We start from the raw sequence: 26,461 nt of genomic DNA, 5'->3' as shown, positions 1-26,461 counted from the left end.
GAGAACTATATGGCTGAAGATTTTAACACAGAAAGCATGCTCGATATGTACCTGTTCGAGAACGGTCAGCTGCTGGAGCAGCTCCAGGAAACGGTTTTGGAACAGAAGGATGCGGATTGTTTTGATGAAGACAGCATAAACGAAATATTCAGAACCATGCATACCATCAAGGGATCTTCGGGTATCATGATGTTCGACAATATTACGGCCGTATCCCACAAGCTTGAGGACATTTTCTTCTATCTGAGAGAATCTCATCCTGACAATGTTCCCCACGTGGAGCTGGTGGAGCATGTGCTGGAGGTAGAAGATTTCATTTCAAATGAAATGGAAAAAATCCGCAACGGGGATCCGGTGGACGGTGACGCCAGCAATATTATTGCGGACCTTGACAAATTCCTGAACATGATTAAAAACGGAGGAGAGGCAGAAGCAGCAGCGGAGAATGTGCATGAAGAGCCGAAGCATTTTTACATAGCGCCGGTTGCTACCAGTGCCAGCCGTTTTTACAAGATATTTATTACATTTTTCCCGGAAACGGAAATGTCCAACGTCCATGCTTACAAGGCTGTATATGCATTGAAGGAGATAGCAGAGGACATTCTGTATTCCCCGGAAGATATTCTCACGGATGAGAAGAGCAGTGAGAAGATTCTGAAGGATGGTTTCCGCATTCTTCTTCAGGCTCAGTGCAGTGAAGAAGAAGTACGTGAAATCATTGGTGTGGGGTATGACATTGAAAAAGTTGAGGTCTATGAGTGCGATGCCAATCAGTTCCTCCTGGGATTTGATTTCGGCGATCAGGCACCGGCACCGCAGATTGATCTGGAATCCAGCGTGGAAGTGATAGAAGCCAGGCAGGAGGAAGCAGAGAAGGGGAAGGCCGAAGCAGATGCAAAGAGCCCGGAGAAGCCTAAAATCATACCGGGTGATTTTGTGATTCAGTCAAAGGAGCCGGGCAAGCAGAAGAAGCTGGCGAAGGATAAGCCGAAGGGAGAAAAGGCTTCCTTTATCAGCGTGAATGTAAGCAAGATGGATCAGTTGATGGATTTGATCGGAGAGCTTGTAATCTCCGAGTCTGTGGTACTGCAGAGCTCTGATTTGAAGGTTCCGGGGCTGAATCTGGATAACTTCAATAAGGCGGCGGCACAGCTGGCGTCCATTTCCACTGATTTGCAGAATGTTATCATGTCCATGAGAATGGTGCCTCTGACCAATACCTTCCAGAAGATGAACCGTATTGTGTTCGATGTGTCCAGGAAGCTGGGAAAGGACATTGAGTTTGTCATGGTGGGAGAAACCACGGAAGTGGATAAGAACATCATCGAGCATATCTCTGATCCGCTGATGCATCTGGTCAGGAACGCTGTGGACCATGGAATTGAGACCAACGAGGAACGCGCGGAGAGCGGCAAGCCGGATAAAGGCAAAGTGACTCTGTCCGCAAGGACCGAAGCAGGTAAGGTATGGATCAGCGTGGAAGATAACGGTACGGGACTTGACAGGGAGAAGATTCTTGCCAAGGCGAGGAAGCAGGGAATTCTGGATGACAGCAAACCGGATTCCGCTTATACGGATAAGGAAGTATATCAGTTTATTACTCTGCCCGGCTTCTCCACCAATGAGCAGGTGACGGAATATTCCGGACGCGGTGTGGGTATGGATGTTGTGGTACAGAACATTCAGGCCATCGGCGGCGCTCTGGAAATTGAGAGCACACCCGGCAGTGGCAGTGTCATGAGTCTGAAGATTCCGCTGACTCTGGCGATTATAGACGGTATTGTGATGGAGGTGGGAAATTCTTCCTTCGTTATGGAGACCGGTGTAATCAAGCAGTTTATCCGGGTGAAAGAGGATATGATGATTCATGAGCCCAACGGAGACGAATTTGTCATGATCCGTGGGGATTGCTTCCCGGTAATTCGGCTGGGAAGATGGTATGGACTGGAAGAGTATCAGGAGTCCGTGGAAGATGGCGTTATGCTGATTCTGGAAGTGGAAGACAGAAAGATCTGCCTTCTGGTGGATAAGCTGATTGGTGAACAGGAGATCGTGGTAAAGCCGATTCCTTCTTATATTAAGAAGGTCAGGGGGCTGTCCGGCTGTACACAGCTTGGCGATGGCAGTATTGCTTTGATCCTGGATGCCCCTGGGCTTGTAGAATAAATATTATGGAAAGGAACGGTAGTGTCTATGGACGAAACGAGCAGATTGCTGGGACAGATGGAAGAGACGAACGATGAGGCCGACAGCCATGATACTCAAAAAGGCAAGTATATGACTTTTAAGTCCGGTTCCGAATATTTCGGACTGGGGATACAGTATGTACAGCAGATTATTCAGTATCAGACAGTCACCAAGATACCTGAAACAGAAGATTATATCAAAGGGCTGATTAATCTCCGCGGCAGGATAATACCTGTTGTTGATGTCCGGCTGCGGTTTAAGCAGGGAGTATGTGAGTATAATGACAAAACCTGTATTCTTGTCATTAATGTAAAGTCCACAACAGTGGGACTGATTGTAGAGCAGATTGCGGAGGTGGCGGAGATTCAGGAAGAAAATATCCTGCCGCCGCCCAGCATTGGTCGCGCTGACAAAGCCCATCACAAATATGTTTACGGTATTGGAAAAGTGGGGAATACTGTAAAATTGCTGTTGGATCCGGAGAAACTGTTGTATGACGATGATCCTGCAGACGGGGAGCCTGCAAAGAAGAATGAAGAATGAGAGGTGTGACTTATGAAAAACCTGAAAATGAAAACAAAGTTAATCCTGGGATTTGGAATTCCCATGCTGATAATCCTGATCAATGTTGTGTTCAGTGATCTGACCACGAAATCTGCGATTGGGCTTACGGATGCGGCAGAGCAGGAGACTTTCCTGGTGGGGTCAGCTATCTTTACACTGGCTTTGGCTGTGGTATCCATAGCAATAACAGCAGCCATCGCGCTGTTCCTGATCAAGACCATCGAGAAATCTGTCAGCCAGCTTTCTGATGCGGCTAAGGAAATCGCAAAGGGACATGTTGATATCAACATGGTAAAATACAACAATGATGAATTTGGTGAGTTGGTTGACGAATATACGAAGGTTATTGACAATATCAAGTATCAGGCGAAAATAGCAGAAGAAGTGGCTGGCGGTAACCTGACGGTAGCTGTAAATCCGGCTTCCCCGGAGGATGTGCTGGGCAATTCCCTGAAGAAGCTGGTAGAGGATAATCATAATGCATTGAGCAATATCAGTGATGCGGGTTCTCAGGTGACTATCAGTTCTTCTCAGGTGGCCAGCGCAAGCCAGGCACTGGCACAGGGGTCCACGGAACAGGCCAGTGCAATTCAGCAGATTACGGCGTCAATTGATGAGATTGCAGAGAAGACAAAGCAGAATGCGGAACAGGCGAACTCTGCTGCGCATCTGGTGGTCAGAGCTATCAGCGACGTAAAACAGGGAAATGTACAGATGCAGAACATGGTATCTGCCATGGAGGATATTAATAAGGCATCCGAGAGCATTTCCAAGATTATCAAGACCATAGAGGACATTGCTTTCCAGACCAATATTCTCGCATTGAATGCGGCAGTGGAGGCGGCAAGGGCCGGAGAAGCCGGAAAAGGCTTTGCCGTTGTGGCGGAGGAGGTGCGGAGTCTTGCCGCCAAGAGTGCGGAAGCCGCCAGTGAAACTTCTGCTCTGATAGAGGACTCCATTGAGAAAGTGAATGCGGGTTCCAAGATTGCAGGCGAGACGGCAAAGGCAATGGAGGAGATTACGAAGGTCGTTCAGGACAGCGAAGTAATTATTAATGGTATCGCAGAGTCCTCCAATTATCAGGCCACTGCAGTATCACAGATCGAGCAGGCAATTTCGCAGGTATCTCAGGTGGTACAGACGAACTCAGCAACCAGTGAGGAATGTGCGGCGGCAAGCGAGGAACTCTCCAATCAGGCTTCCAGAATGCGTGAGATGCTTTCCATTTATAATCTGGGCAACAGTCAGAGTACTTCAAGCAGAGGAACTTCAAACTATTCCTCTTCGCTGTCAAATGCAAATGAGCAGGTGATTTCTCTGGGAGATGGCTTCGGGAAATATTAATACGGATGTTTTTTCCGGAAAGAGGTGTATTTTATGAATTTACTTGATGAGTTAAGGACGCTGGGAGTGGATGTGGATGACGGACTCAAGCGCATTATGGGAAATGAAAAATTATATACAAAGTTACTGGGATCTTTTGTCAAGATGGCCAGAACAAATGAAGTGCGGATTGAGGACGGCTGTACCGACTACACGGAAGCAATAGAAAAAGCACATGCGCTGAAGGGAACGGCGGGAAATCTGTCACTTACGCCCATCTATGAGGGATACACTGAAATTCTGAATTTGCTGCGCGGCGGTCAGCCTGCGGAGGCGAAGGTGGTTCTGGAACGGATACTGCCGGTTCAGCAGGAGATTCTTCGCTGTATAGAAAGCTCTGTACAGTAAGGATGGGACTCCGGGAGAACTGTGAAAATAATTGCCGGGGAATCAGAGAGACGGAGGAACAGGAAGGAAAATGGATTCTGTACAGCACAAACCACAGAGAGGTGTAAAGCTACAGCCTCTGGACATCATAGAGGGCTATAAAGTGAGGCCCGGTTATTACAATAGAGATGGTGCGGCCGCAGCATCCAACGGAGTCAGCTTTACCATTCATTCTCATGGAGCTACAAGCTGTACTCTGCTGTTATTCCATCCACAGGAAAAGGAACCCTATGCCAGACTGAAATTTCCTGAGTCCTATCACATTGGAAATACTTATTCCATGTTGGTATTCGGATTAAACATTGAGGAATTTGAGTATGCATTTCAGCTGGATGGCCCTTATGACAGGAAGAAAGGGTTGCTTTTTGACAGGGAAAATATTTTGCTGGATCCCTATGCAAAAGCTGTAACCGGACAGAGAAACTGGGGAGAGCGGCCGGAAGAAGGTGAGAACTTCGTATATCATGCAAGAGTCGTCGAGAACAATTTCGACTGGGGCAATATACGGCAGCTGGAGCTTCCCCTGGAAGATCTGATTATTTATGAGATGCATGTCCGGGGATTTACGAAGGATAAATCTTCCGGAGTGGATGCAAAAGGGACTTATGAAGGACTGCGTCAGAAGATCCCCTATCTGAAAGATCTGGGAATCAACGCGGTTGAGCTAATGCCGATTTTTGAGTTCGATGAAATGGAAAATGCCAGGATTGTAGACGGAGAACAGCTGTACAATTACTGGGGATATAACACGGTATGCTTTTTTGCACCGAATACGGGCTATTCCTCCGTGGTAGAACACAATCATGAAGGAGATGAGCTGAAACAGCTTATTTATGAGCTGAAGGAAAACGGAATCGAGGTTATTCTGGATGTGGTGTTTAACCATACCGCAGAAGGGAATGATGACGGTCCCTGCTTTTCCTTTAAAGGTATTGACAACAATATTTACTATATATTGACACCGGATGGACAGTACTATAATTTCAGTGGCTGTGGAAACGCCCTGAACTGTAATCATCCCATGACGCGCCGGTTTATCATTGACTGTCTGCGTTATTGGGTGACTGAATACAGAGTAGACGGTTTCCGATTTGACCTGGCTTCCATTCTTTCCAGAGATCAGAATGGGGAGCCCATGGCTGAACCTCCCATTCTGCAGGGAATTGCCTGTGATTCCATTCTGGGAAAGGTCAAACTGATTGCGGAAGCCTGGGATGCGGCAGGACTCTATCAGGTGGGGAATTTTCCGGCCTATAACAGATGGTCGGAATGGAATGGAAGATATCGTGACGACATGCGCCGTTTCCTGAAAGGGGACGAAGGCATGGCAGGAGTGGCTATCACAAGAATTACGGGTTCCAGGGACTTATATGACACATTGAAACGCGGACAGAGCGCATCGGTTAATTTTCTCACATGCCATGACGGGTTCACTTTGTATGACCTTTATTCCTACAATATGAAACATAATGAGAAAAACGGCTGGAACAATACCGATGGGGATAACAACGGCAACAGCTGGAACTGCGGTGTGGAAGGGGAGACGGATGACCCGGAAGTGGAGAAACTGCGCCGGCGGATGGTGAAGAATGCTTTTGTGACACTGATGTGCAGCCGGGGACCTGCAATGTTTTATGCCGGAGATGAGTTCTGCAATACACAGTATGGGAATAACAATCCATACTGTCAGGATAACATAGTCTCCTGGCTGGACTGGACAAGGCTTGAGAAATATCAGGAAATACATGATTTCTTCCGCTATATGATTGCCTTTCGCAAGAGACATCCCGTCGTCAGGAAAACCATGAAGGAAGCTGCCTGCGGATTTCCTGATATCAGTATCCATAACGGATATCCCTGGAATGGAGGGACAAATCATACAAGCCGACTGATTGGCATCATGTATGCTGGCAGAAATGATACGGATACCAGGGATGATATTGTCTTTTATGGTATGAATGCATACTGGGATGCTCTGGATATGCAGCTGCCGGGGCTGCCTGCAGACTTGCACTGGAAGGTATGTGTGAATACTTTTGTGGAATATGAAGACGGAAAGGACATTGAGGCGGAGACAGAATTTCAATACGGAAGTAAGATAAAAATACCGCCGCGCTCTGCGGTTGTACTGATTGCAGAATAGACTGTGACAGGCACGAAAAATCAGGAACCTGCATATAATGCGATGATTGCATCAGACTCTTATATGGCTTTACGGCCGTGAACAGGGGATCAAAAAGGGGATGACCGTATGGATTGCAGGGATAAGATACTTTCGGAGCGCTATTTTGATGTCATTACAAATTTTCCGCTGGAGATATTGGAAGACGGCATTTACGATTTATGCTATATCAATATTGACAACCTTTATTATGTGGTATATGTCAGTGAAAACAATATACGAAATGTCAGCGAGTATGTTTTCGATTATAAAGCTGTGCCAAAGCTGTACGGACTGATGCAGGAGGATGTAATCAATCAGGGTTATGATCCCAACAATCTGATCGTAAGCGGAATTACACAGGTTCAGCGAGAGCCCTTGAATCTGACCGGGCGGGGTGTAGTCATCTGCATTATTGATACGGGGATTGACTATATGGACGAAGTGTTCCGGGACAGTGAGGGAAACAGCCGTATTCTGGCGATCTGGGATCAGACGATTCAGAGCGGAACTCCTCCCCGGGGCTTTTATTATGGTACAGAATTTACGAGAGACGAAATCAATGGTGCATTGCAGGCGGAGGACCCATACAGCGTTGTACCCAGCAGAGATGAGAACGGACATGGCAGTGCCATGGCGGGAGTAGCAGCCGGAAGCAGAGTGGCAAACGGTATCAGTTACCTGGGAGCAGCGCCGGACGCTGATATTGTGGTAGTAAAATTAAAACAGGCAAAGCAGTTTCTCAGAGAGTTTTATATGATACCGCCCGGTGTCCCGGCATATGAAGAGACAGATATCATGCTGGGAGTGCAGTATGCAGACAGCTTTGCAGAGCAATTCAGGCGGCCGGTAGTAATCTGTCTTGGCCTGGGCACTAATTATGGTGATCATGCGGGCAGTGCTCCGCTGCCCAGTTATCTGGATTACATTGCTTCCAAGCGCAGCCGGGCAGTGGTAGTCTGCGGAGGAAATGAAGGAAACGCAGGCCATCATTTTCAGGGGTATCTGGAACCGAAGAGAAGTGGAGGGACATCTGAAAATGTGCCGGTGGAGATTCGTGTTGCAGATAATGTAGAGGGATTTCTTCTGGAACTCTGGGGAAATGTGCCGGATCTGTTCACAATTTCTGTGCGTTCTCCCGGAGGCGAGACGATTCCGCCGGTCCGGCTGGGGATTCAGAACAGCATTACGTACGGATTTGTATATGAGAGAACGAAAATTACCATAGCGGGAAATCTGGTGGAACCTGCTTCAGGAGAAGAGGTTGTGGTAGTGCGTGTGGTGAGGCCTACCCCCGGCATCTGGACTTTTCAGGTGGAAGCTGTGGGAGATTCTCACAATGGAACATTTCATATGTGGCTTCCCATCACGCAGTTCATGAATGCGCCGGTGCAGTTTCTGGAGGCTTCCCCCTATATTACTCTAACAGAACCTGCCATGGCAAAGGATGTTGTCAGTGTCTCCACATATAACGCGGCTAACAACAGCTTTTATATTGACTCCGGCAGAGGATTTACCAGAATCGGTACCATTAATCCGGATTTTGCCGCACCGGGGGTCAATGTATCTACAATTCGAGGAAGGGAATCAGGGAGTTCTCTGGCGTCTGCCATTACAGCCGGTGCTGTTGCACAGTTTATGCAATGGGCTGTAGTGGAAGGAAACAACAGCATAGTGGCCAGCCGGGAAATTAAGAATTATTTTATCAGAGGAGCTTCCAGGAATTATGACACTACTTACCCCAACAGAGAGTGGGGGTACGGCCGCCTGAACGTGGCGGGGACTTTTGATGCCCTGATTGGGGTGTGAAAAAGGATAGAGGCAGCTTTATAGGAAGGAAAAGTCTATGAGAAATCCTGTTTATCATGAAGAGCTGAAAAAAATGAATATAATTCCCGTGCCTCTTCCGGAAGTGAGGGGGCCTCTGCCAAATTCTGAAGCTTCTTATCCTTTCAACGCGGCGGACCGGCAGCAAAGGCCCTTTAATCTGGCGGAATGCGGCTATGTGGAAGAGGAATATATTGTCAGCGGATACGCCAATGTGTATGAATATCATGATGTGGGCCTGTATCCCGGGATCCGATGCAGCGACGGGAGATACTGCACCCGGATTCTGGTCCGGCGTCCCATTGATCCATGCAGGCAAAGTGACTTTGCGGTGCTGGAGATTTTTAACTATGCAGGTGCGGAGAGGGCCTTTGCGGGATGGGGATACTGCGGAGAATACATGTGTGCCAGAGGAGATGTGTGGGTGGGCATCACAATCAAGCAGAGTGCCGTTGATAAACTGAAGAATTTCGACGCAAAACGGTATGAAGCCCTTGGCTTTCCCAATCCTGTGCCTGTGGAGAAGCGGCGGCATGGAAGCACCATGGTGGGAGCGGCGGATACAGAAAAAGCAGGGGAATTTGAAAACGGCCTGGCTTATGACGCTATGAGTCAGGTGGCGGCGCTTTTAAAGTCCAAGGTGCCCCAGAATCCATTGTACAGAGACGGGAGGTTCGGAAAGGCGGCCAGATATGTGATCGGTATGGGAGCGTCGGGCTGTGATTTGTCTCTTTACGCGGCGGCCCTTCAGCCTTTTGCCACAATGGATGGAAAATGCCCCTGTTTTGACGGTTTCCATATTCATATGACCGGTTATCCCGGCTTTATCAGCAATGGAGAGACCCGCTTTGAAGCTGATGATGACAGATGTAAGATCATGACAAATGTTCCGCTGGTGTGGACACAGACTATGGGAGATATGAGGGGCGGAGGTATACATCCCAGCTATTCATATATGTACCGCTGGCCTGACAGCGACCTTCCGGGACGGCAGCACAGGCAGTATGAAATAGCGGGGGCAGCGCTGGGGATGGATTGGGATATGGCGGTCTGTCCCTGTGCGGAGGATCTTGAGAAGTATGGTGTGGAAGGGAAAGTTTATTCCCTTGAACGCCAGGAAGGGGAGGTCCCTTTCCATTATGTGATCCGTGCAGTGCTGGATCATCTGAAGAAATGGATAAAAGACGGTATTCCCGCTCCTAAGTCGGCTTATCTGGAAATGAAAGGCGAGTATCCGGATGCGGATTTTGTGCTGGACGAGCATGGAAATCCCCTGGGAGGTGTCCGTTCTCCATATGTGGATGTCCCTGTCTGTACTTATACCTGGCGGGATGACCCCGGAGCCGTGCGGAATATCATAACGCCTTTTTCAGAGGAGAAGCTGAAGGAGCTTTATGCCACTCATGAAGACTATGTACGCAAAGTAGTCCTGGCGACGATGAAGATGGTAGAAAGAGGCTTTCTTCTGCCGGAGGATGCGGCTACGGTTATTTTGGAAGCTATGGAAGCCAGAATTCCAGAATAAAATAAGAGAACAGAAGCAAAACCCGCCTGCAGCGTCATGCAGGCGGGTTTCGTGATGGGGCTGACTGCGGTTCTTATTGCAGGACGGGAAGCACCAGACAGGACGCATGGCCTTCGCCGAAAAAGATTCGGTCATGTGCAATGGCGCAATCCTTGCCGAGAGAGGGAGGTTCCACTGTATTCAAATTCCGGTTGATTCCGGGGAACATACTGCCGGTCAGCTGAATGCCAACAGCGTGCCCGGCAGGCACACGATAAGCAGTATGGCCGATTCCGAACTGATACAGTACAGTCTCGCCCGGCGTGAGAAAATCATTGGTAAACAATCCGTTTCTGTGGCGGGCGCGTACATAGCCTGCCGCAATCTGACGTTGATAGCCATCCGGCGCAATGTCAGTTAAGCGGCAGACGAAATCGGTGTCAGGCACATCTGTCGCCGCGTAGAGCTCCATGCAGATACTGCCTGCAAGAAATAAATCTTTATCCAATGAATCCGAATGAAATTCCAGAACATCCTCTCTGCCGGAGATTTCCGACCAGTCGGCCATTGCTCTGCGTCCTTTCTGGTCCACAATGTCAGAAGGGGCAGGATTCATGGGATCATAGACAAGAGAGGCCTCGCCGGCAGCGGGAATCTCTGTCTTCAGACCGGCGCCGGGAGTAAGATAAAGATTCATCTGCCTGCTTTGCGGGGGCGGCCAGTCTGCGGCGGTGTGCCAGTCGTTGCTGCCCTGCATGAAATAGTACACGCGCTCAGGCAGGAATGTTTCGTCCTTTTGCTTTAAGTAGTGATTAAACCAATGCAGCATAATGTCGGAAACACCCTGCGCCTCGCCTGAATTTTCTGCGCCGAAATCCACATCCTCCACCTTGTGGGGGAGAACACCTCCGTGGGTCCAGGGACCGATCATAAGAAATGCGTTATCCCGGGTGAAGGCGTCTTCTGAACGGCGTGCCGCCAGAAAATTGTCGATGGTGCTGTTGCAGGCTCCGTCCATCCATCCGGTGCCGCAGAGCATGGCGGTATGGATATTGTCATAGCAAATCGGACTGTGGATGCTGTCCCAGAATTCTTTTTTCTCTACGCCTTCCACCAGATCCAGATAGTCTCTGAGCATGGGAACCCCTTCCAGAAGAGCGGCAGGATTTTCATTCATCGGCAGGGTTTTGGCGAATTCTCCCAGCTTGTCCCTGTTTTCCTTTAATATCGGAAGCATTCTGTTCCGGAAAGCTTCATCGGGCATATATTGTTCGGGATGCTCCAGCAGCTGGTTATATGCCCAGCCCAAATGAAAGCTTGCAACTGTCTGCATCGCGCTGGTGCCGAAGGAGGAAAGAGAACAGCACATAAAAGGGCAGATTGCCTTTAAATGTGCGGGAGCGCCCGACGCTGCGGCAATCTGGGTAAAGCCGAAATAAGACAGACCGAACATCCCCACATTCCCGTCACAAAAAGGCTGTGCAGCAAGAAATTCTACTGCGTCATAGCCGTCAGTGTGTTCGTTCGCGCCGTTTAAATTCATTTCTCCCTCCGAGGCACATGTACCCCGACAGTCCTGAACAGCCACAATATAGCCTGCCTCAATGAATTCAGGATAGTGTTCATAGAGTGGTTCCCGTACGATTCCTTCTTTGTCATAGGGAGTACGCATAAGGATAACGGGATATGCACCGTCCTGATCCGGCATATACAGATCTGTGGCAAGTCTGACCTGGTCCCGCGCCATGCATGGAAAATTTTTCACGATTTTCATAAAATTTGTGCCTCCTTTTTCAGATATTGTTATGTATTTGTATCCTTTTTTATTTTATCAGAATTGTCAGGAATGTGATACAAAAAAATGACCATTTATGATAGATGATGATTTTTGTGCACGTCCCTTCGGAATCTGGCAAAGCCTTCCCTTCATATATTGTTATAGAACATATCCCTGTCTTCTGACAGAAAACAGGGTAAAAATGGGGAGAGGGAAATGAAAACAATTTATGTGAAAGCTGTTGTGCAGCGTGTTGCCCATCCGCAGGGGTGGGACTGGCAGAAGGTGATTCCTACATTTGTCTTCTTGTGCGCCATGTTTTTCCTGGGCAGGGCCGCGGCTGAAGTGGTGGGAGAAATGCAGATGACTTCGGCTACGGCGGTGGCAGAGAGTGAGAACTGGGGGCTGGGTTTCAGCGGAGAAGGACAGAAACCCACAGGAAATGCTTCTGCGGCGGAGCTGAAAAAATATGATACCTATTTCTGCGGTGAAGGGGAGGAGAAAGTGATTTATCTGACCTTTGACTGCGGCTATGAAAACGGCAACACCGAACCTATTCTGGATGCTCTGAAAAAACATAATGCCCCGGCCGCCTTTTTTGTAGTGGGCCATTTTCTGGAGTCTGCGCCGGATATTGTAAAGCGCATGGTGGAAGACGGCCACAGTGTGGGGAATCATACATATCATCATCCGGACATGTCGAAGATCTCCGACAAAGCATCTTTTCAAAAGGAGATGGATGACGTGGTCTCCCTTTTTAGAGAGATAACAGGAACTGAATTGGCTATGTATTACAGGCCGCCACAGGGTAAGTACAGTACTGTTAATCTGCAGATGGCAAAGGAACTGGGGTATTCCACTTTCTTCTGGAGCCTGGCCTATGTGGACTGGAATCAGGACGATCAGCCCAGTCATGAGGAGGCTTTTGAAAAGCTGACGAAGCGCATTCACCCAGGAGCGATTGTATTGCTCCACAGTACTTCAAAGACAAACGGTGAAATCATGGATGAGCTGCTGACAAAATGGGAAGAGATGGGCTATACATTCAGGCCTCTTTCGGACCTGGCGGAAAACAAAAGTGAAAACAAAAGTGAAAACAGCAGTGAAAACAGCAGCTTGGAAGGAAACGGCGGCGGAATTCTTCAGGATGAAAATTGACATGAATCATACTTGCCTTGCAGCTTCCTCTGTTTTATAATGGTAACAGTTCAGAAAATGCATCAGGTCGGGTAAAAGGACTGAAAATCATAAGGAATTGGACAGAGGCGGAGAGATGGAGAAAGAACTGGTAATCGTCATTGATTTTGGCGGACAATATAATCAACTGGTAGCCAGACGTGTCAGAGAGTGTAATGTATACTGTGAAATATACTCTTACAGGACAGAGCTGGAAAAAATTAAGGCTATGAATCCCAGGGGGATTATTCTGACAGGAGGCCCCAGCAGCTGCTATGAAGAAGGGGCGGCCTCCTGCTCTCCGGAATTGTTTGACCTTGGCATTCCCGTGCTGGGATTGTGTTATGGCGCCCAGCTGATGATGCATACGCTGGGCGGGGAAGTGGCCAGAGCAGCCATGCAGGAATACGGCAAGACAGAAGTGGATGTGGATACGACTTCAGAGCTGTTCGCAGATGTAGCACCCCATACTATTTGCTGGATGAGCCATTTTGACTATATTGCCAGAATGGCCCCGGACTTTCGGAGGGTTGCCGTCACAGCCAACTGCCCTGTGGCAGCGGCGGAATGCCCTGAGCGCAAACTATATGCAATCCAGTTTCATCCGGAGGTGCTTCATACGGCAGAGGGTTCCAAAATGCTGTATAATTTTGTGCGGAATATCTGCGGCTGCGGAGGCGACTGGCGGATGGATGCCTTTGTGGAAGAGAGTGTCAGAGCGATTCGGACCAAAGTGGGGGATGGCAAAGTGCTTTGTGCCCTCAGCGGCGGGGTGGATTCCAGCGTGGCGGCAGTTCTACTTTCCAGGGCTGTGGGCAGGCAGCTGACCTGCGTGTTCGTAGATCATGGTCTCCTGCGCAAAAATGAAGGCGATGAAGTGGAGGCTGTGTTCGGACCGGAGGGTGAGTATGATTTGAATTTCATTCGGGTGAATGCACAGGAACGCTTTTACGATAAACTTGCAGGTGTGTCCGAACCGGAGAAAAAGCGGAAGATTATTGGAGAAGAATTTATCCGGGTGTTCGAAGAAGAGGCTGAGAAAATTGGCGCTGTGGATTTCCTGGTCCAGGGAACTATCTATCCGGATGTGGTGGAGAGCGGACTGGGAGGAGAATCGGCGGTCATAAAGTCTCATCATAATGTGGGAGGTCTGCCGGATTATGTGGATTTCAAAGAGATTATCGAGCCCCTGAAGAGTCTTTTTAAAGACGAGGTCCGCAAGGTTGGTCTGGAGCTGGGAATTCCTGAGCATCTGGTATTCCGGCAGCCTTTCCCGGGGCCGGGGCTGGGCGTCCGCATTGTGGGAGAGGTCACGGCCGAGAAGGTGAAGATGGTGCAGGATGCGGACGCAATTTACAGGGAAGAAATCGCGGAAGCCGGTCTGGACAGAGAGCTGAACCAGTATTTTGCGGCGCTGACAAATATGCGTTCCGTGGGTGTCATGGGGGATGAGCGGACTTATGATTATGCGGTGGCTTTGCGGGCAGTAAATACGGTGGATTTCATGACGGCAGAAGCGGCGGAGATTCCCTGGGATGTGCTGAAAAAGGTGATGAGCAGAATTATCAACGAGGTGAATGGGGTTAACCGGGTGCTTTACGATGTGAGCTCGAAACCGCCGGGGACGATAGAGTTTGAGTGAGAGGTAAAATCCTCGCAGGTCTTGAAAAATCAAGGCTTGCGGGGATTTTTAAATTGGCGGTGGGTACGATTTGGGTACAGATTTTTTAATCCAGCTTATCGTTTATTAAACGGTGTTCTGTATCCTCCATAACTTGGTCGTGGAGCTGCTGGATGCTCAGGTCGAAAAAGGCATCTCCATGCTGTTCAGGGTAAGTGTCCATCCAGCGGTCATAATCCGTTTCGGCTTTAATGAGAGCTTCCCCACGTTTTTTTGCATCTTTGATTTCATTGCATTTTTCTACATCTTCTAAAAATTTCTCGTAACGCTGGCACCATGCGTTCATCAGCGTCAGGGTTTCAAAACGTATTCCAACTGTATCATTGCCTTCCTCGTCTTTGCACGCAAAAAGATGTCCGTTGTATTGTCGGGCAATCTGGAATAAGCGGTGCATGGCTTTAATCATGTCAAAATCGGAATTTTCCAGTACCTCTGGATTAACGGCAAGGGCGTTTGCTATTTTTTCAAGGGATGATGGTTTGGGATTGCGTCTGCCGTTTTCGTAGGCACGAATATAGGCTTCGCTTGCACCAACCAATTCACCTAACTGTTTCTGGGTAAGACCACGCTCTTTGCGGATGCGGCGTATATTTTCTCCAACGGTCATAAGTTTGCCTCCTAAAGTTTTAGCTGTGTATTTGCACTAAATCAATCATACCACATAAAAAAAATAAAGCAAAAAAGATATTGACAAGAAACAAAAGTTACGATATGACAAAAACGAAACATAAAGATACTATACAGAAACAAAAAATAAGAAGGAGAAGACATAACATGAATGAAAAGACTTACTACAATGCAGAGGATATTTCTAAGATGCGTGGTGTGAGCATGGGAAAATCCTACAAGATTCTCAGAGAGATGAACAGGGATTTGGCAGGCAGGGGATTTCTTACGATTGCAGGGAAAATTCCTGTGGAATATTTCAGGGAGAAATGGTATGGGGCAGCAGAGGAGGTGGTTGTATGAGCTGTAATGCAAAGAAAGACCCAAACGGCACTTGGCGGATACAATACCGCTGGACGGATTGGACAGGAGCGAAAAAGAAGTCGCAGAAAAGAGGGTTTAAAACAAAGAAAGAAGCGGAAGAATGGTATGCGCATTTCTTATTGCAGCAATCTTCTGACCCAACAATGACGCTGGCTGATTTTTGGGAAATTTACAAAGCGGATATGGAAAAGCGCCTGCGGAAAACGACCATGAAACAGAAAGAGTATGTGATGAATGATAAAGTCCTGCCTTACTTTGGAAGTACGCCAATCAATGAAATCACTGCACCTATGATAAGAAAGTGGCAGGGTGAGATGATGGAGAAAGGTTTCAAGCCTGCTTATCTGAAAACCATACATAACCAGCTCAGCGCCATTCTGAATTATGCAGTCAATTTTTATGATTTGTGTTCCAATCCATGCCGGAAAGCAGGAAGTATGGGAAAGAGCAGGGCGGACGAAAGACCATACTGGACATTGGAGGAATTTCAGAGATTTTCAGATGCAATTATGGATAAGCAGGATTCGTGGGTCGCATTTCAGATTTTGTTCTGGACGGGGATGCGTCTGGGAGGTGACAGAAAGGACAGCTTGGAACCGGATTTACATGCAGGAATCGTTAAAAGATGCTTATGAGAAATGCTTTGGGCAGGCGCTAAGAGATTATAATGCAATGCAGAAGCGTAAGGACAGGCAGAAAAACGATTATCTGAAAGAGATAGAGAACTTCGGCAACAAGGAAAAGACATTTTATGAAAATATTGTACAGATAGGAAAAAAGACAGATACTCCGGTTGCAGACGAAAATGGGGTAATGACAGAGGCGGCAAAAGCGGCGATAGAGGTCTTAGACCGCTATGCAAGGACCTTTCAAGAGCGTAATCCAAATTTGTATTTATTCAACTGTGTGATGCACTTGGATGAGGCAACGCCGCATCTGCATATAGACTATATCCTGGTGGCGCATGGATATAAAAATGGCATGAAAACACGCAACAGTCTAACGAAGGCATTTCAGCAGATGGGGTTTGCAAAGGCGGTCAGCAGAGAACAGAATGAAACCGTTGCATGGCAGGAACGGGAGAGGGGATATCTAACAGAACTGTGTAGGGAAAAGGGGATTGAGATAGAAGTTCTCGGTGTACAGAGGGATAATCTGTCACTGCCGGAATATAAGGCGGCTATGCACAAGGTGGAGGAACTGGAACAACAGGCGGTGGCGCTGGATAGGCAAAATGAAATTCTTGAACAGCAGAATGATAATCTTGAACAACAATCATCAGAACTTTGTGGACAAGTTCAGGCGTTGGAGGCACAAAACAATGAATTGGTTTTGCAGGCACAGAAACTCACAGAGCAGATTGAGGAAGCGGAGGCAAAAGAGAAAGCAGCGAAGGAAGTGCTTGAAAAACATGATTTAAGGGCGGAAACCTTTAAAATGATTTCAAAGGAAGTGACAATGGAAACAAAAAGTATGAAAAGTGTTGCTGTACCAGTGACAAATTTTTTCGGCAGTGAGGAATATGTTAAAGTAAAGAAAAGCGACTGGAATAAAATACTGGATGCTTTCAGCAAGGCGGTATCAAGAAATCATCTCTTGGAAAAGTATGAGAAGAAGATATCGAATTTGGAGCAGAAGATAGCTGCGCTTACTGAGCAAGTCGAAAAATTAAAAGGGTTTGTAGCATCAAGGGGACTTGGAGAAGTATTTGTGGAATTTGTAAAATCGCTTGCGCCAAAAACAATGAAGCAGAAGTTAGAGGAAGCCAAAACGGATGCTTCAGAATACAACCAACAGCGAAAGAACAATCAGCAGGCAGTTACAAGAGAGAATAAACAGAGGAAGCAGGAACTGTAGATTTTATAAAGAAAGATTTGATTTTTTTGCAGAACAAATGGTAAAAAGGAAAGAGCATGTGTTGGTCATGCTCTTTTATTACAAGAAAAATGTGATAAATAACATAAAAACATTGGAAAACACAACGATATAGTGATATAATGTAAAATATATTTGGAGGGAAACGGCGAATGAAAGTAAGTTATAATCGTTTGTGGAAATTGATGATTGATAAGAAAATGAAAAATTCAGAACTTCAAAAGAAAGCACAGATAAGCGGAAATATCATTACAAGACTTAATAAAGACGAGTTTGTTTCCATGGAAACGATTGCAAAAATTTGTGATGTGCTTGAGTGTGGTGTTGACGATATTTTAGAATTTTCAAAAGACTGAGGAGGATATAGGAGTGGCAGCAAAAGCAAAGGCGAAAGAAGTTTCTATGGAGGAGGCTCTATGGAAGTCTGCGGATAAATTGAGAGGTTCGGTAGAACCATCTGAATATAAGCATGTCGTTTTAAGTTTATTTTTCCTAAAGTTTGCAAGTGATAAATTTGAGGCTCAGAGAGCGAGGATCATTGCAGATGGTATGGAGAAATTTGTGGATAATATTGCGTTCTATACAAAAGATAATGTGTTCTATTTGCCGCAAGAAAGTAGATGGACTTATATTATGGAGAATGCCAAGCAGGATGATATTGCTTTAAAGATAGATACAGCGCTTTTTACAATTGAGAAAACAAATCCCATACTGAAAGGTGCTTTGCCGGATAACTATTATTCCCGCTTACAGATTGATACGGTTAAATTGGCATCTTTGTTAGATGAAATCAATAAGATTGACACTACAAAGGATAAAGAAAACGATATTATTGGGCGTATGTATGAATATTTTCTAAGTAAGTTTGCGATTGCAGAGGGAAAAGGGAAAGGCGAATTTTATACGCCGAAAACGATTGTAAATTTAATTGCAGAGTTGATAGAGCCTTATGATGGAACATTATATGACCCATGTTGCGGTTCGGGAGGTATGTTTGTACAGTCCATAAAGTTTATTGAAGCGCATCATGGGAATAAAAAGAAAGTGTCCATATATGGGCAGGAATATACAAATACAACGTATAAGCTGGCAAAAATGAATCTGGCAATTCGGGGAATATCGGCGAATCTTGGAGAGATGGCGGCAAATACGTTTACAAATGACCAGCATAAAGATTTGAAGGCGGACTATATCATGGCAAATCCGCCGTTTAATCAAAAAGAATGGCGTGCCGCAGATGAACTGACAGATGATGCAAGATGGAATGGATATGAAGTACCACCGACAAGTAATGCAAATTATGGGTGGATATTAAACATTGTGTCAAAAATGTCACAAAACGGAGTGGCAGGTTTTTTGCTTGCCAATGGTGCATTGTCGGATGATGGAACGGAGTTAAAAATCAGACAGAGATTGATTGAAAATGATTTGGTGGAAGCAATTCTGATATTGCCAAGGAATCTTTTTTATACGACCGATATCAGTGTAACACTTTGGATACTGAATAAGAATAAAAAAGAGCGTACAGTAGATATGAATGGGACGGAGAAACATTATCGCAATCGGGAAAAGGAAATACTCTTTATGGATTTGCGGCAGATAGGAAGTCCATATGAAAAGAAATACATAGAGATGACAGAGGCGGACAGGACAAAAGTGGTTGAAACGTACCATAACTGGCAGCAGATAGGGTATGAATATACCTATAAGAATATACCGGAATTTTGTTATTCTGCGGAATATGATGAAGTGGCAGAAAAGGGATTTACGCTTGTGCCAAGTAGATATATAGAGTTTGTGAATCGGGATGAGAATATTGATTTTGATATAAAGATGAAAACTCTGCAAAGTGAATTACGAGAATTATTGGTGCAAGAGGAAAAGGCTAAAGCAGACCTTTTGGAAGTGTTTAAGGAGTTGGGGTATGAAATCAGGTTATAAGACGATAGAAGAACTGGTTGTTAGGGTTGATGAACGAAACTTCAACAACGAAACAAATGTTTTGTTGGGAGTAAGTATCGATAAATGTTTTATTCCTTCTGTTGCCAATACAATAGGGACAGATTTGACAAAATATAAATTGATAAGAAAAAATGATTTTGCGGTTAGTTTGATGCAGGTTAGCAGAGATTCTAGGATACCTATAGCAAGACAGAAAGAGTATGACGTTGCGATAATGTCACCTGCATATCCAATATTCAGAGTAAAAAATCCTGATGAGATTTTACCAGAATATTTGGAAATGTGGTTTAAAAGAGATGAATTTGATAGAGAGGCAGCATTTATTGCAGTTGGTGGTGTTAGAGGTAGTATGCCATGGAATGAATTTGCACAAATGCAAGTATATGCTCCTGATATAGAACAACAGAAGAAAATTGTTGAAGCATATAAGATTGTGGAGGATAGAATTGAGCTTAAACAGAAGATAAATGATAATTTAGCAGAACAATGTTCTTGTATTTTATATAATCAATATACTGCTGACATATCAAATGGTAAGACTTGGACAAAGTATCGTGTTCAAGACTTGATAGATATGGAGTATATTGAAGCTCCTATGGACGGTAATCACGGAGAAATACATCCAAAAGTGAGTGATTATGTATCTTCAGGAGTACCATTTATTATGGCAAATAATCTCGCAGATGGTTTTGTTGACTTTTCTCAATGTGCTTTCGTTACAGAAAAACAAGCTAAGACTCTTAGAAAAGGGTTTGCAAAACCTGATGATGTATTGTTGACGCATAAAGCTACACTTGGTCGTGTTGCTATTGTCCCAATGAACTATAAATACATTATCTTAACTCCACAGGTTACTTATTATCGTATAAAGAAGTGGTTGAGCAATATATATTTGCGTTATTATTTTGCTTCAAGCTACTTTCAGTCGGTTTTAGAATCGTTTGCTGGTGGTGGTAGTACAAGGGCATACATTGGAATTACCAAACAATATGAATTACCAATTTACTTACCTTGCAAATCTTCTATGGAATCAATTACTAAAGTACTTTCTTCATTGGAAAGAGTACGCACCTTAAATCAAGCTGAAATAATTGGGCTTAAAACTGTGCGTGATACAATGGTATCACAACTATCAAGCCGCTAAATTATTATTTTTTGTAAAGGAGACGGAAGAAATGGCGTTTTATGATGCATTTAAAGATGTTATAAATATTGCACAAAAAGCGGATAATATTGATTTGTACCGTAAACTATTAGATTTGAGTCGTGATGCTTTAGATTTACAGAATGATGTGTATAAGCTGTCAGAAGAAAATGAACGGCTAAAGAAAGAAATATCCAAAGAACAAGAAATTATCAGGCATAAAGAAGAAAACTATGTTACGCTTAAAGACGATGAACAACAGATACCATATTGCTCAAATTGTTGGGGGAGTGATCATAAGTTAATTCAATTGGTAAATAATAAGTGTTTTGTTTGTGAAAAACGCTGGTTGGAAGCACATAATAGAACTTAGGAAAAAGGGAGATAAAAATAATGTCATTCAACGAACGCGCATTAGAACTATCTATCATAGAACTTTTACGAAACAAAGACTACATACATCAGACAGGCAGTGAACTGTTACGTGAAAAATCAGAAGTTCTGATAGTAGACGATTTAAAAGAATATTTGCACACCCGATATGCTTCGGCTGAACTGACAGACAGCGAAATTGACAGCATCCTTCTCTCTTTACGCACAGTAGGCGGAACTTTGTATGAATCCAACAAAGCAGTTCTCTCCATGATAATAGACGGATTTGTGTTTAATCGTGAGGATAGGAATAAGAAAGATATATTTATTGAGTTAATAAACTACGGAGAACCCAAAAAGAATATCTTTAAGATTGTAAATCAATTAGAAATAGAGGGATATAATTATCAGATTCGTATTCCCGATGGCATTATTTATGTGAATGGACTTCCTCTTGTGGTATTGGAATTTAAGACTGCAATACAGGAAAACACAACCATAATGGATGCATACACGCAGTTGACAGTCAGATATCAAAGAGATATTCCAGAAATTTTCAAATACAATGCATTCGTGGTTATCAGTGACGGTGCAAACAGTAAGTATGGTTCTTTATTCACGCCATATGAATTTTTTTACGCTTGGAGAAAGGTTCATGATGATGACAAGGAAATGGATGGCATCAATTCTTTGTTTACAATGATAGATGGCTTGTTTGCACAGGACAGACTTCTTGCGGTAATAAAGAACTTTATCTATTTTCCTGACGCTACAGACAAAAATACAAAAGTAGTGTGTCGTTATCCACAGTTTTTTGCAGCCAACAATCTGTATGAAAATGTGAAAGCACACATGAAACCGAACGGCGATGGCAAGGGCGGTACATATTTTGGAACGACCGGCTGTGGAAAAAGCTATACAATGCTTTTCCTTACCCGCATGATTATGAAAAGCAGTTATTTTAAAAGTCCAACTATTTTAATTATTACGGATAGAACCGATTTAGATGACCAGCTTTCCAAACAATTTGTTGCATCAAAACAGTTTATTGGCGACAATAATGTAATCAGCATAGAGTCAAGAGAGAAGCTGCGAGAAGAATTACAGGGCAAACCAAGCGGTGGGGTGTATTTGACTACAATACAGAAGTTTACGGAAGATACACAGCTTTTAACAGACAGGTATAATGTGATTTGCATTTCAGATGAGGCGCACCGTTCACAGATTAACCTTGATATGAAGGTAAAAGTTACGGAAAAAGGCGTAAATAAAACGTTTGGTTTTGCCAAGTATCTGCATGATTCCTTACCAAATGCAACTTATATTGGCTTTACAGGAACGCCGATTGATGCCACGGTGGAAGTATTTGGAGACATTGTCGGGCATCCATATACCATGACAGAGGCAGTGAAGGATGAAATAACAGTAAATCTTGTTTATGATGGACGGGCGGCAAAGGTAACATTGCGTGAGGATAAGCTGCAGGAGATTGAAGAATATTATGATAAGTGTACCAGTCTTGGAACATCTGAAGAACAGATTGAAGAAAGCCAAAAAGCAGTAGCGCACTTGGATGCGATTATTGGCGATCCGGACAGGCTCAAAGCAGTAGCAAAGGACTTTGTATTACATTATGAGAAAAGGGTAGAAGAAGGTTCGACAGTTGCTGGCAAGGCAATGGTTGTATGTGCAAACAGGCTGATAGCCTATGAATTTTACCTGAATTTGATGGAACTTCGTCCGGAATGGAAAGAAAAGAGGAAAGCACCGGAGGGTGTGGAATTAACGGAGAGAGAGGAAAAGGAATTAAAACCCATAGAGAAAGTATGCCTTGTCATGACAAGAAATAAAGATGATGAAAAAGATCTTTATGAGATGCTGGGTACAAAAGAAGACAGGAAGGAATTGGACAGGCAATTTAAGAGTGTAAAATCCAATTTTAAAATTGCGATTGTGGTTGATATGTGGCTGACGGGATTTGATGTGCCATGTCTTGATACAATTTATATTGATAAGCCAATTCAGCAACATACATTGATACAGACGATTTCCAGAGTGAACCGTGTCTATGAGGGCAAAGATAGAGGTTTGATTGTCGATTACATTGGTATCAAGAAAAATATGAATGTTGCACTTCGCAAATATACAAATTTTGAGAAAGAGGAACTGGATGACGTTAGTCAGGCGGTGACAATTGTTTTAGATCAGCTTGAAGTATTAGACCAGATGTTTCACAAATTTAACGCAAAGGATTACTATGTGGGAAGTCCAGTTGAACAGTTAAATTGTCTGAACAGAGCAGTAGAGTATGTTCAGTTGACACAGGATTTGGAACTTCGTTTTATGACGGTAGTCAGAAAAATGAAACAGGCATTTAATTTGTGCAGTTCTAGTGAACAGTTTACTAATGCAGATATTGAAAAAGTGCATTTTTATCAGGCGGTACGTTCGGTATTGTTTAAACTGACAAAAGGAGAAGCACCAGATACTTCTCAGATGAATGCCAAAGTTCGTGAATTGCTGGATAGTGCTATACAGTCTAATGGTATAGAGGAATTATTTGAAACGGGGAAACATATAGATGTTGATATTTTCAGCGATGCGTATATGGCAAGGATTGAAAAGATTGCTATGCCCAATACGAAGATTAAAGCATTGCAGAGATTGCTGTCTTATGCGATTGAGGAGTTTAAACGGGTAAATAAAATCAAAAGTATTGAATTTTCTGAGCGAATGAAAGCAGTTGTAGAAACCTATAATAATCGAAGGAAAGACGAAGCATTTGCAAATGAGGTTCTTGATGATGTGGCAAATCAGCTTGCGGACTTAATACAGGAATTGAAAGTGGAAAGAAATTCGTTTCAAGATATAGGGATTGATTATGAGGAAAAAGCTTTCTATGATATTTTGCTTGCGGTATCGAAGAAGTATGAATTTGAATATCCAGATGATAAAATGATTGCATTATCGAAAGAAATTCGGACAGTTGTAGATGATAAGGCAAAATATACGGATTGGTCTACCAGAGAAGATATTAAGGCAACTTTGCAGGTGGATTTAATTATTCTGCTTGATAAATATGGTTATCCGCCAGTTACAATAGATGATGTCTATAAAGAAGTGCTGGAACAGGCGGAGAATTTTAAGAAGTATGCAAAATAGTGCGGAAATTCATATAGTTTCCAAGGTATAAGTGGATTCGCTGCACATGTGTAATGAATTAGGGGAAGTTTATTTGCTGAAGAACTATAACATGTCACAATTTTTCGGAGATAGATTCTACAAAAGGTACAATAATATTACATATGCAAGAGTATTTTGATAGAAAGTAGGTGACAAGTATGCCGGAACATCAGACAATAGAATGGAAAGAATCATGGCATGATGACTTTTTAGAGTGGATTTGCGGATATGCGAATGCTTATGGAGGAACACTTTATATTGGCAAGAATGACAATGGAGAGGTTGTTGGACTTAGCGATAAAGATAGGAAAAAACTATTGGAGTCTATTCCAAATAAGATTACAGATACAATGGGCATTGTAGCAGATGTCAATTTGCTATATGAAAATGACTTGCAATACATTGAGATTATTGTAGACAAGTACCCGTCCCTCATTAGCTATCATGGTAAATATTTTTATCGTTCTGGTAGCACGATGAGAACGATAACAGGAAAAGAATTGGACAAAGCAATTCTGAAATCACAGGGTAGAACATGGGATGGTATGCCAATACCGAAGCTGAAAGTGACAGATTTAAGGAGAGAAGCAATTGATTTACTGAAAGAAAAGGCGATAAGAAGAGGAAGGCTGACAGAGGAAGAAACAAAGGTTGATGATACAATATTGATGGAAAATCTTCACCTAATTGATGAAGATGGTTATCTGATAAGAGCAGCAATGTTGGCATTCTATAAAGATCCAGAGAAATGGGTTACAGGTTCTTATATTAAGATTGGCTATTTTGGCGATTCCGATTCTGATTTGAGATATCAGGATGAAGTACATGGTTCTCTCATTGAACAGGTGGATAAGACAGTTGATTTAGTCTATACGAAATATCTGAAAGCATTGATTTTTTATGATGGCATTCAAAGAGTTGAGCAGTTTATGTTTCATCAGGATGCCTTTCGTGAGATTTTGCTGAATGCAATTGTGCATAAGGATTACAGTAGCTGCAATCCTATCCAAATCAGCGTGTATGAAGATAAAATATATGTTTGGAATGATGGAGAAATGCCGTCAGGGTTAGATTCAGCAGATAAATTATTCATGAAGCATTCTTCTAAGCCGTATAATCCCAAACTGGCGGGTGTTTTCTTTAAGAGTGGAATGATTGAGGCATGGGGAAGGGGATTTGACAAAATCAGAGAGGCTTGTGCAAAGTATGATGCGCCATTGCCGGAATATAATATAAGCGCATCAGGGATCATGGTGTTTTGTAAGGCGTGTGATAAATATTTGAAATTGTTGTGTGATGATGGTCATCATGACCAAGATGGTTATGATGCGGTCATGATGATTTTGGATTTCTGTAAAGAAGCAAGATCCATATCGGAAATTATGGGAAAATTTGGATTTGATAGTCGGACGAGCTTTAGAAGAAAGTATTTAAACGCATTGGTAAAAGAGGGAAAATTAAAGATGACATTGCCAGATAAGCCAAAAAGTAAAAATCAAAAATATTATTCATAATGGATTTCATGATCATATCATGACCAAAATGGTTATGATGCGGTCATGATGAAAGCAGTTGTTAAATAGATAGAACTTTATTGTTATGAAAGAGGTGCTAAAATGTTCAATCAAAATCAAATATACAATATTTTTAACCAGCAACAAATACAGGCTCAACTGCAGCAAATGCAACAGCAGTATCATAGTCAGCAAATGTGGAAAGTGTCCGATTGCGCAAAGAAGCTAGATGATTTTCTTAAAAGCGCGGAGGAGATAGATGCTCAGTATCAGCAGCTTGCCTTTGCCGAATGTTGTGCAGTATTGGGTAAACATATGCAAAGACAAATGTGAATTGGCTACACAGTGTGTAACCAATTGTGGCAACGTAGTTTTGCTTTAAAAAGTTGTGACGTGTCACAACTTTTGGCAAAATTTCATCTTGGGTACAATTTGGGTACACCAGCTTTGAAACCATATAAACGAGAGATAAAAACGCATCAAAATGATACGATTTTGTAAGAAAAAGCAATGTAAAACAGGACTTGCAACGAACTGGAAAAAGAGTTCGAATAGTACAAAAGTATATTATTTATTTTATATGGCAGGTAGTCCATGAGATTGCCTGCTATATTTGCAATCTATAATTTCAGAAAAATTGAGGCAGTGTAAACGGTAGATAGTGCGTACCTCGACTATGGAGGCAAAATATGTGACAATAGACTATATTTCTATCACAGGTATTAAAAGTTGAACCTTAACTTTTGATACCGCTATACGGAGGTAAGTCTATGA

The 26,461-nt window shown here is 43.9% G+C and carries 21 protein-coding genes; 19 read left to right on the top strand and 2 right to left on the bottom strand.

The window, feature by feature from the left end; translation table 11 throughout:
• The first annotated feature begins 9 nt into the window (after positions 1 to 9).
• The 7 genes from NSB25_RS08115 to NSB25_RS08085 all read left to right on the top strand — a co-directional run bounded on the left by NSB25_RS08115 (position 10) and on the right by NSB25_RS08085 (position 10,034).
• Entirely contained in the window at positions 10 to 2,166 is a 2,157-nt protein-coding gene (locus tag NSB25_RS08115) for a chemotaxis protein CheA (RefSeq protein ID WP_103239174.1), read from the top strand.
• 27 nt (positions 2,167 to 2,193) lie between these two features.
• Positions 2,194 to 2,730, top strand: coding sequence for a chemotaxis protein CheW (locus tag NSB25_RS08110; RefSeq protein WP_103239173.1), 537 nt, complete (start codon positions 2,194 to 2,196; stop codon positions 2,728 to 2,730).
• Positions 2,731 to 2,742: 12 nt separating this feature from the next.
• Positions 2,743 to 4,095 (top strand): methyl-accepting chemotaxis protein, encoded by a 1,353-nt coding sequence (locus NSB25_RS08105; RefSeq protein ID WP_103239172.1) that lies wholly within the window; start codon positions 2,743 to 2,745, stop codon positions 4,093 to 4,095.
• Between the two features lie 33 nt (positions 4,096 to 4,128).
• Positions 4,129 to 4,482, top strand: coding sequence for a hypothetical protein (locus NSB25_RS08100; protein ID WP_103239171.1), 354 nt, complete (start codon positions 4,129 to 4,131; stop codon positions 4,480 to 4,482).
• A gap of 70 nt (positions 4,483 to 4,552) precedes the next feature.
• The gene (locus NSB25_RS08095; protein ID WP_103239170.1) at positions 4,553 to 6,664 is read left to right on the top strand and encodes a glycogen debranching protein; all 2,112 of its coding nucleotides are present in this window, start codon (positions 4,553 to 4,555) and stop codon (positions 6,662 to 6,664) included.
• Between the two features lie 108 nt (positions 6,665 to 6,772).
• Positions 6,773 to 8,491, top strand: coding sequence for a S8 family peptidase (locus NSB25_RS08090; RefSeq protein ID WP_103239169.1), 1,719 nt, complete (start codon positions 6,773 to 6,775; stop codon positions 8,489 to 8,491).
• A gap of 37 nt (positions 8,492 to 8,528) precedes the next feature.
• The gene (locus NSB25_RS08085; protein WP_103239168.1) at positions 8,529 to 10,034 is read left to right on the top strand and encodes an alpha/beta hydrolase domain-containing protein; all 1,506 of its coding nucleotides are present in this window, start codon (positions 8,529 to 8,531) and stop codon (positions 10,032 to 10,034) included.
• Positions 10,035 to 10,107: 73 nt separating this feature from the next.
• Here NSB25_RS08085 and NSB25_RS08080 read toward each other — a convergent pair whose 3' ends face one another.
• Entirely contained in the window at positions 10,108 to 11,787 is a 1,680-nt protein-coding gene (locus NSB25_RS08080) for a CocE/NonD family hydrolase (RefSeq protein ID WP_103239167.1), read from the bottom strand.
• Between the two features lie 318 nt (positions 11,788 to 12,105).
• Between NSB25_RS08080 and NSB25_RS08075 the strand changes: the two genes are divergently transcribed.
• Both NSB25_RS08075 and guaA read left to right on the top strand, forming a co-directional pair.
• Complete coding sequence (locus NSB25_RS08075; protein WP_103239309.1) at positions 12,106 to 12,948, top strand: polysaccharide deacetylase family protein; 843 nt, start codon at positions 12,106 to 12,108, stop codon at positions 12,946 to 12,948.
• Positions 12,949 to 13,063: 115 nt separating this feature from the next.
• Complete coding sequence (guaA, locus tag NSB25_RS08070) at positions 13,064 to 14,608, top strand: glutamine-hydrolyzing GMP synthase (protein ID WP_103239308.1); 1,545 nt, start codon at positions 13,064 to 13,066, stop codon at positions 14,606 to 14,608.
• Between the two features lie 85 nt (positions 14,609 to 14,693).
• Here the strand turns inward: guaA and NSB25_RS08065 are convergent, their stop codons facing one another.
• Positions 14,694 to 15,254 carry a helix-turn-helix domain-containing protein gene (locus NSB25_RS08065; RefSeq protein WP_103239166.1) on the bottom strand — a complete coding sequence of 187 codons (561 nt, stop codon included), beginning with the start codon at positions 15,252 to 15,254 and terminating at the stop codon, positions 14,694 to 14,696.
• A gap of 167 nt (positions 15,255 to 15,421) precedes the next feature.
• Between NSB25_RS08065 and NSB25_RS08060 the strand changes: the two genes are divergently transcribed.
• The 10 genes from NSB25_RS08060 to NSB25_RS08015 all read left to right on the top strand — a co-directional run bounded on the left by NSB25_RS08060 (position 15,422) and on the right by NSB25_RS08015 (position 26,020).
• On the top strand, positions 15,422 to 15,616 hold the full coding sequence (locus NSB25_RS08060) for an ICEBs1 excisionase (protein ID WP_103239165.1): 195 nt from the start codon (positions 15,422 to 15,424) through the stop codon (positions 15,614 to 15,616).
• Positions 15,613 to 16,272, top strand: coding sequence for a tyrosine-type recombinase/integrase (locus NSB25_RS08055; protein WP_172455034.1), 660 nt, complete (start codon positions 15,613 to 15,615; stop codon positions 16,270 to 16,272). The genes NSB25_RS08060 and NSB25_RS08055 overlap by 4 nt, the downstream gene beginning before the upstream one ends.
• Entirely contained in the window at positions 16,244 to 17,494 is a 1,251-nt protein-coding gene (locus NSB25_RS08050; protein ID WP_172455033.1) for a plasmid recombination protein, read from the top strand. Before NSB25_RS08055 ends, NSB25_RS08050 begins: the two co-directional genes overlap by 29 nt.
• A gap of 170 nt (positions 17,495 to 17,664) precedes the next feature.
• Entirely contained in the window at positions 17,665 to 17,868 is a 204-nt protein-coding gene (locus NSB25_RS08045) for a helix-turn-helix domain-containing protein (RefSeq protein ID WP_103239159.1), read from the top strand.
• Positions 17,869 to 17,881: 13 nt separating this feature from the next.
• Positions 17,882 to 19,453, top strand: a complete 1,572-nt coding sequence (locus NSB25_RS08040; protein WP_330406084.1) for a type I restriction-modification system subunit M — start codon at positions 17,882 to 17,884, stop codon at positions 19,451 to 19,453.
• Positions 19,437 to 20,618: a restriction endonuclease subunit S gene (locus tag NSB25_RS08035; RefSeq protein WP_242982372.1), complete on the top strand. Its 1,182-nt coding sequence runs from the start codon at positions 19,437 to 19,439 to the stop codon at positions 20,616 to 20,618. Before NSB25_RS08040 ends, NSB25_RS08035 begins: the two co-directional genes overlap by 17 nt.
• 31 nt (positions 20,619 to 20,649) lie before the next feature.
• The gene (locus NSB25_RS08030) at positions 20,650 to 20,991 is read left to right on the top strand and encodes a hypothetical protein (protein WP_103239157.1); all 342 of its coding nucleotides are present in this window, start codon (positions 20,650 to 20,652) and stop codon (positions 20,989 to 20,991) included.
• A 20-nt stretch (positions 20,992 to 21,011) separates the two neighbouring features.
• Positions 21,012 to 24,152: a type I restriction endonuclease subunit R gene (locus tag NSB25_RS08025; RefSeq protein ID WP_306817575.1), complete on the top strand. Its 3,141-nt coding sequence runs from the start codon at positions 21,012 to 21,014 to the stop codon at positions 24,150 to 24,152.
• Positions 24,153 to 24,331: 179 nt separating this feature from the next.
• Complete coding sequence (locus NSB25_RS08020) at positions 24,332 to 25,687, top strand: ATP-binding protein (protein WP_103239153.1); 1,356 nt, start codon at positions 24,332 to 24,334, stop codon at positions 25,685 to 25,687.
• 102 nt (positions 25,688 to 25,789) lie between these two features.
• Positions 25,790 to 26,020 (top strand): hypothetical protein, encoded by a 231-nt coding sequence (locus tag NSB25_RS08015; protein ID WP_103239152.1) that lies wholly within the window; start codon positions 25,790 to 25,792, stop codon positions 26,018 to 26,020.
• Positions 26,021 to 26,461 lie beyond the last annotated feature (441 nt).

It is taken from the genome of Acetatifactor muris (genome assembly GCF_024623325.1).
Taxonomy (GTDB): domain Bacteria; phylum Bacillota; class Clostridia; order Lachnospirales; family Lachnospiraceae; genus Acetatifactor; species Acetatifactor muris.
The sequence above is the reverse complement of the archived record's forward strand: the minus strand, read 5'-3'. Positions and strand labels throughout refer to the sequence as shown.

Coding starts and splice junctions, on each gene's coding strand:
- NSB25_RS08115 (WP_103239174.1), top strand. CDS start 10: ATGGCTGAAGATTTTAACACAGAAAGCATGCTCGATATGTACCTGTTC.
- NSB25_RS08110 (WP_103239173.1), top strand. CDS start 2,194: ATGGACGAAACGAGCAGATTGCTGGGACAGATGGAAGAGACGAACGAT.
- NSB25_RS08105 (WP_103239172.1), top strand. CDS start 2,743: ATGAAAAACCTGAAAATGAAAACAAAGTTAATCCTGGGATTTGGAATT.
- NSB25_RS08100 (WP_103239171.1), top strand. CDS start 4,129: ATGAATTTACTTGATGAGTTAAGGACGCTGGGAGTGGATGTGGATGAC.
- NSB25_RS08095 (WP_103239170.1), top strand. CDS start 4,553: ATGGATTCTGTACAGCACAAACCACAGAGAGGTGTAAAGCTACAGCCT.
- NSB25_RS08090 (WP_103239169.1), top strand. CDS start 6,773: ATGGATTGCAGGGATAAGATACTTTCGGAGCGCTATTTTGATGTCATT.
- NSB25_RS08085 (WP_103239168.1), top strand. CDS start 8,529: ATGAGAAATCCTGTTTATCATGAAGAGCTGAAAAAAATGAATATAATT.
- NSB25_RS08080 (WP_103239167.1), bottom strand. CDS start 11,787: ATGAAAATCGTGAAAAATTTTCCATGCATGGCGCGGGACCAGGTCAGA.
- NSB25_RS08075 (WP_103239309.1), top strand. CDS start 12,106: ATGTTTTTCCTGGGCAGGGCCGCGGCTGAAGTGGTGGGAGAAATGCAG.
- guaA (WP_103239308.1), top strand. CDS start 13,064: ATGGAGAAAGAACTGGTAATCGTCATTGATTTTGGCGGACAATATAAT.
- NSB25_RS08065 (WP_103239166.1), bottom strand. CDS start 15,254: ATGACCGTTGGAGAAAATATACGCCGCATCCGCAAAGAGCGTGGTCTT.
- NSB25_RS08060 (WP_103239165.1), top strand. CDS start 15,422: ATGAATGAAAAGACTTACTACAATGCAGAGGATATTTCTAAGATGCGT.
- NSB25_RS08055 (WP_172455034.1), top strand. CDS start 15,613: ATGAGCTGTAATGCAAAGAAAGACCCAAACGGCACTTGGCGGATACAA.
- NSB25_RS08050 (WP_172455033.1), top strand. CDS start 16,244: ATGCAGGAATCGTTAAAAGATGCTTATGAGAAATGCTTTGGGCAGGCG.
- NSB25_RS08045 (WP_103239159.1), top strand. CDS start 17,665: ATGAAAGTAAGTTATAATCGTTTGTGGAAATTGATGATTGATAAGAAA.
- NSB25_RS08035 (WP_242982372.1), top strand. CDS start 19,437: ATGAAATCAGGTTATAAGACGATAGAAGAACTGGTTGTTAGGGTTGAT.
- NSB25_RS08030 (WP_103239157.1), top strand. CDS start 20,650: ATGGCGTTTTATGATGCATTTAAAGATGTTATAAATATTGCACAAAAA.
- NSB25_RS08025 (WP_306817575.1), top strand. CDS start 21,012: ATGTCATTCAACGAACGCGCATTAGAACTATCTATCATAGAACTTTTA.
- NSB25_RS08020 (WP_103239153.1), top strand. CDS start 24,332: ATGCCGGAACATCAGACAATAGAATGGAAAGAATCATGGCATGATGAC.
- NSB25_RS08015 (WP_103239152.1), top strand. CDS start 25,790: ATGTTCAATCAAAATCAAATATACAATATTTTTAACCAGCAACAAATA.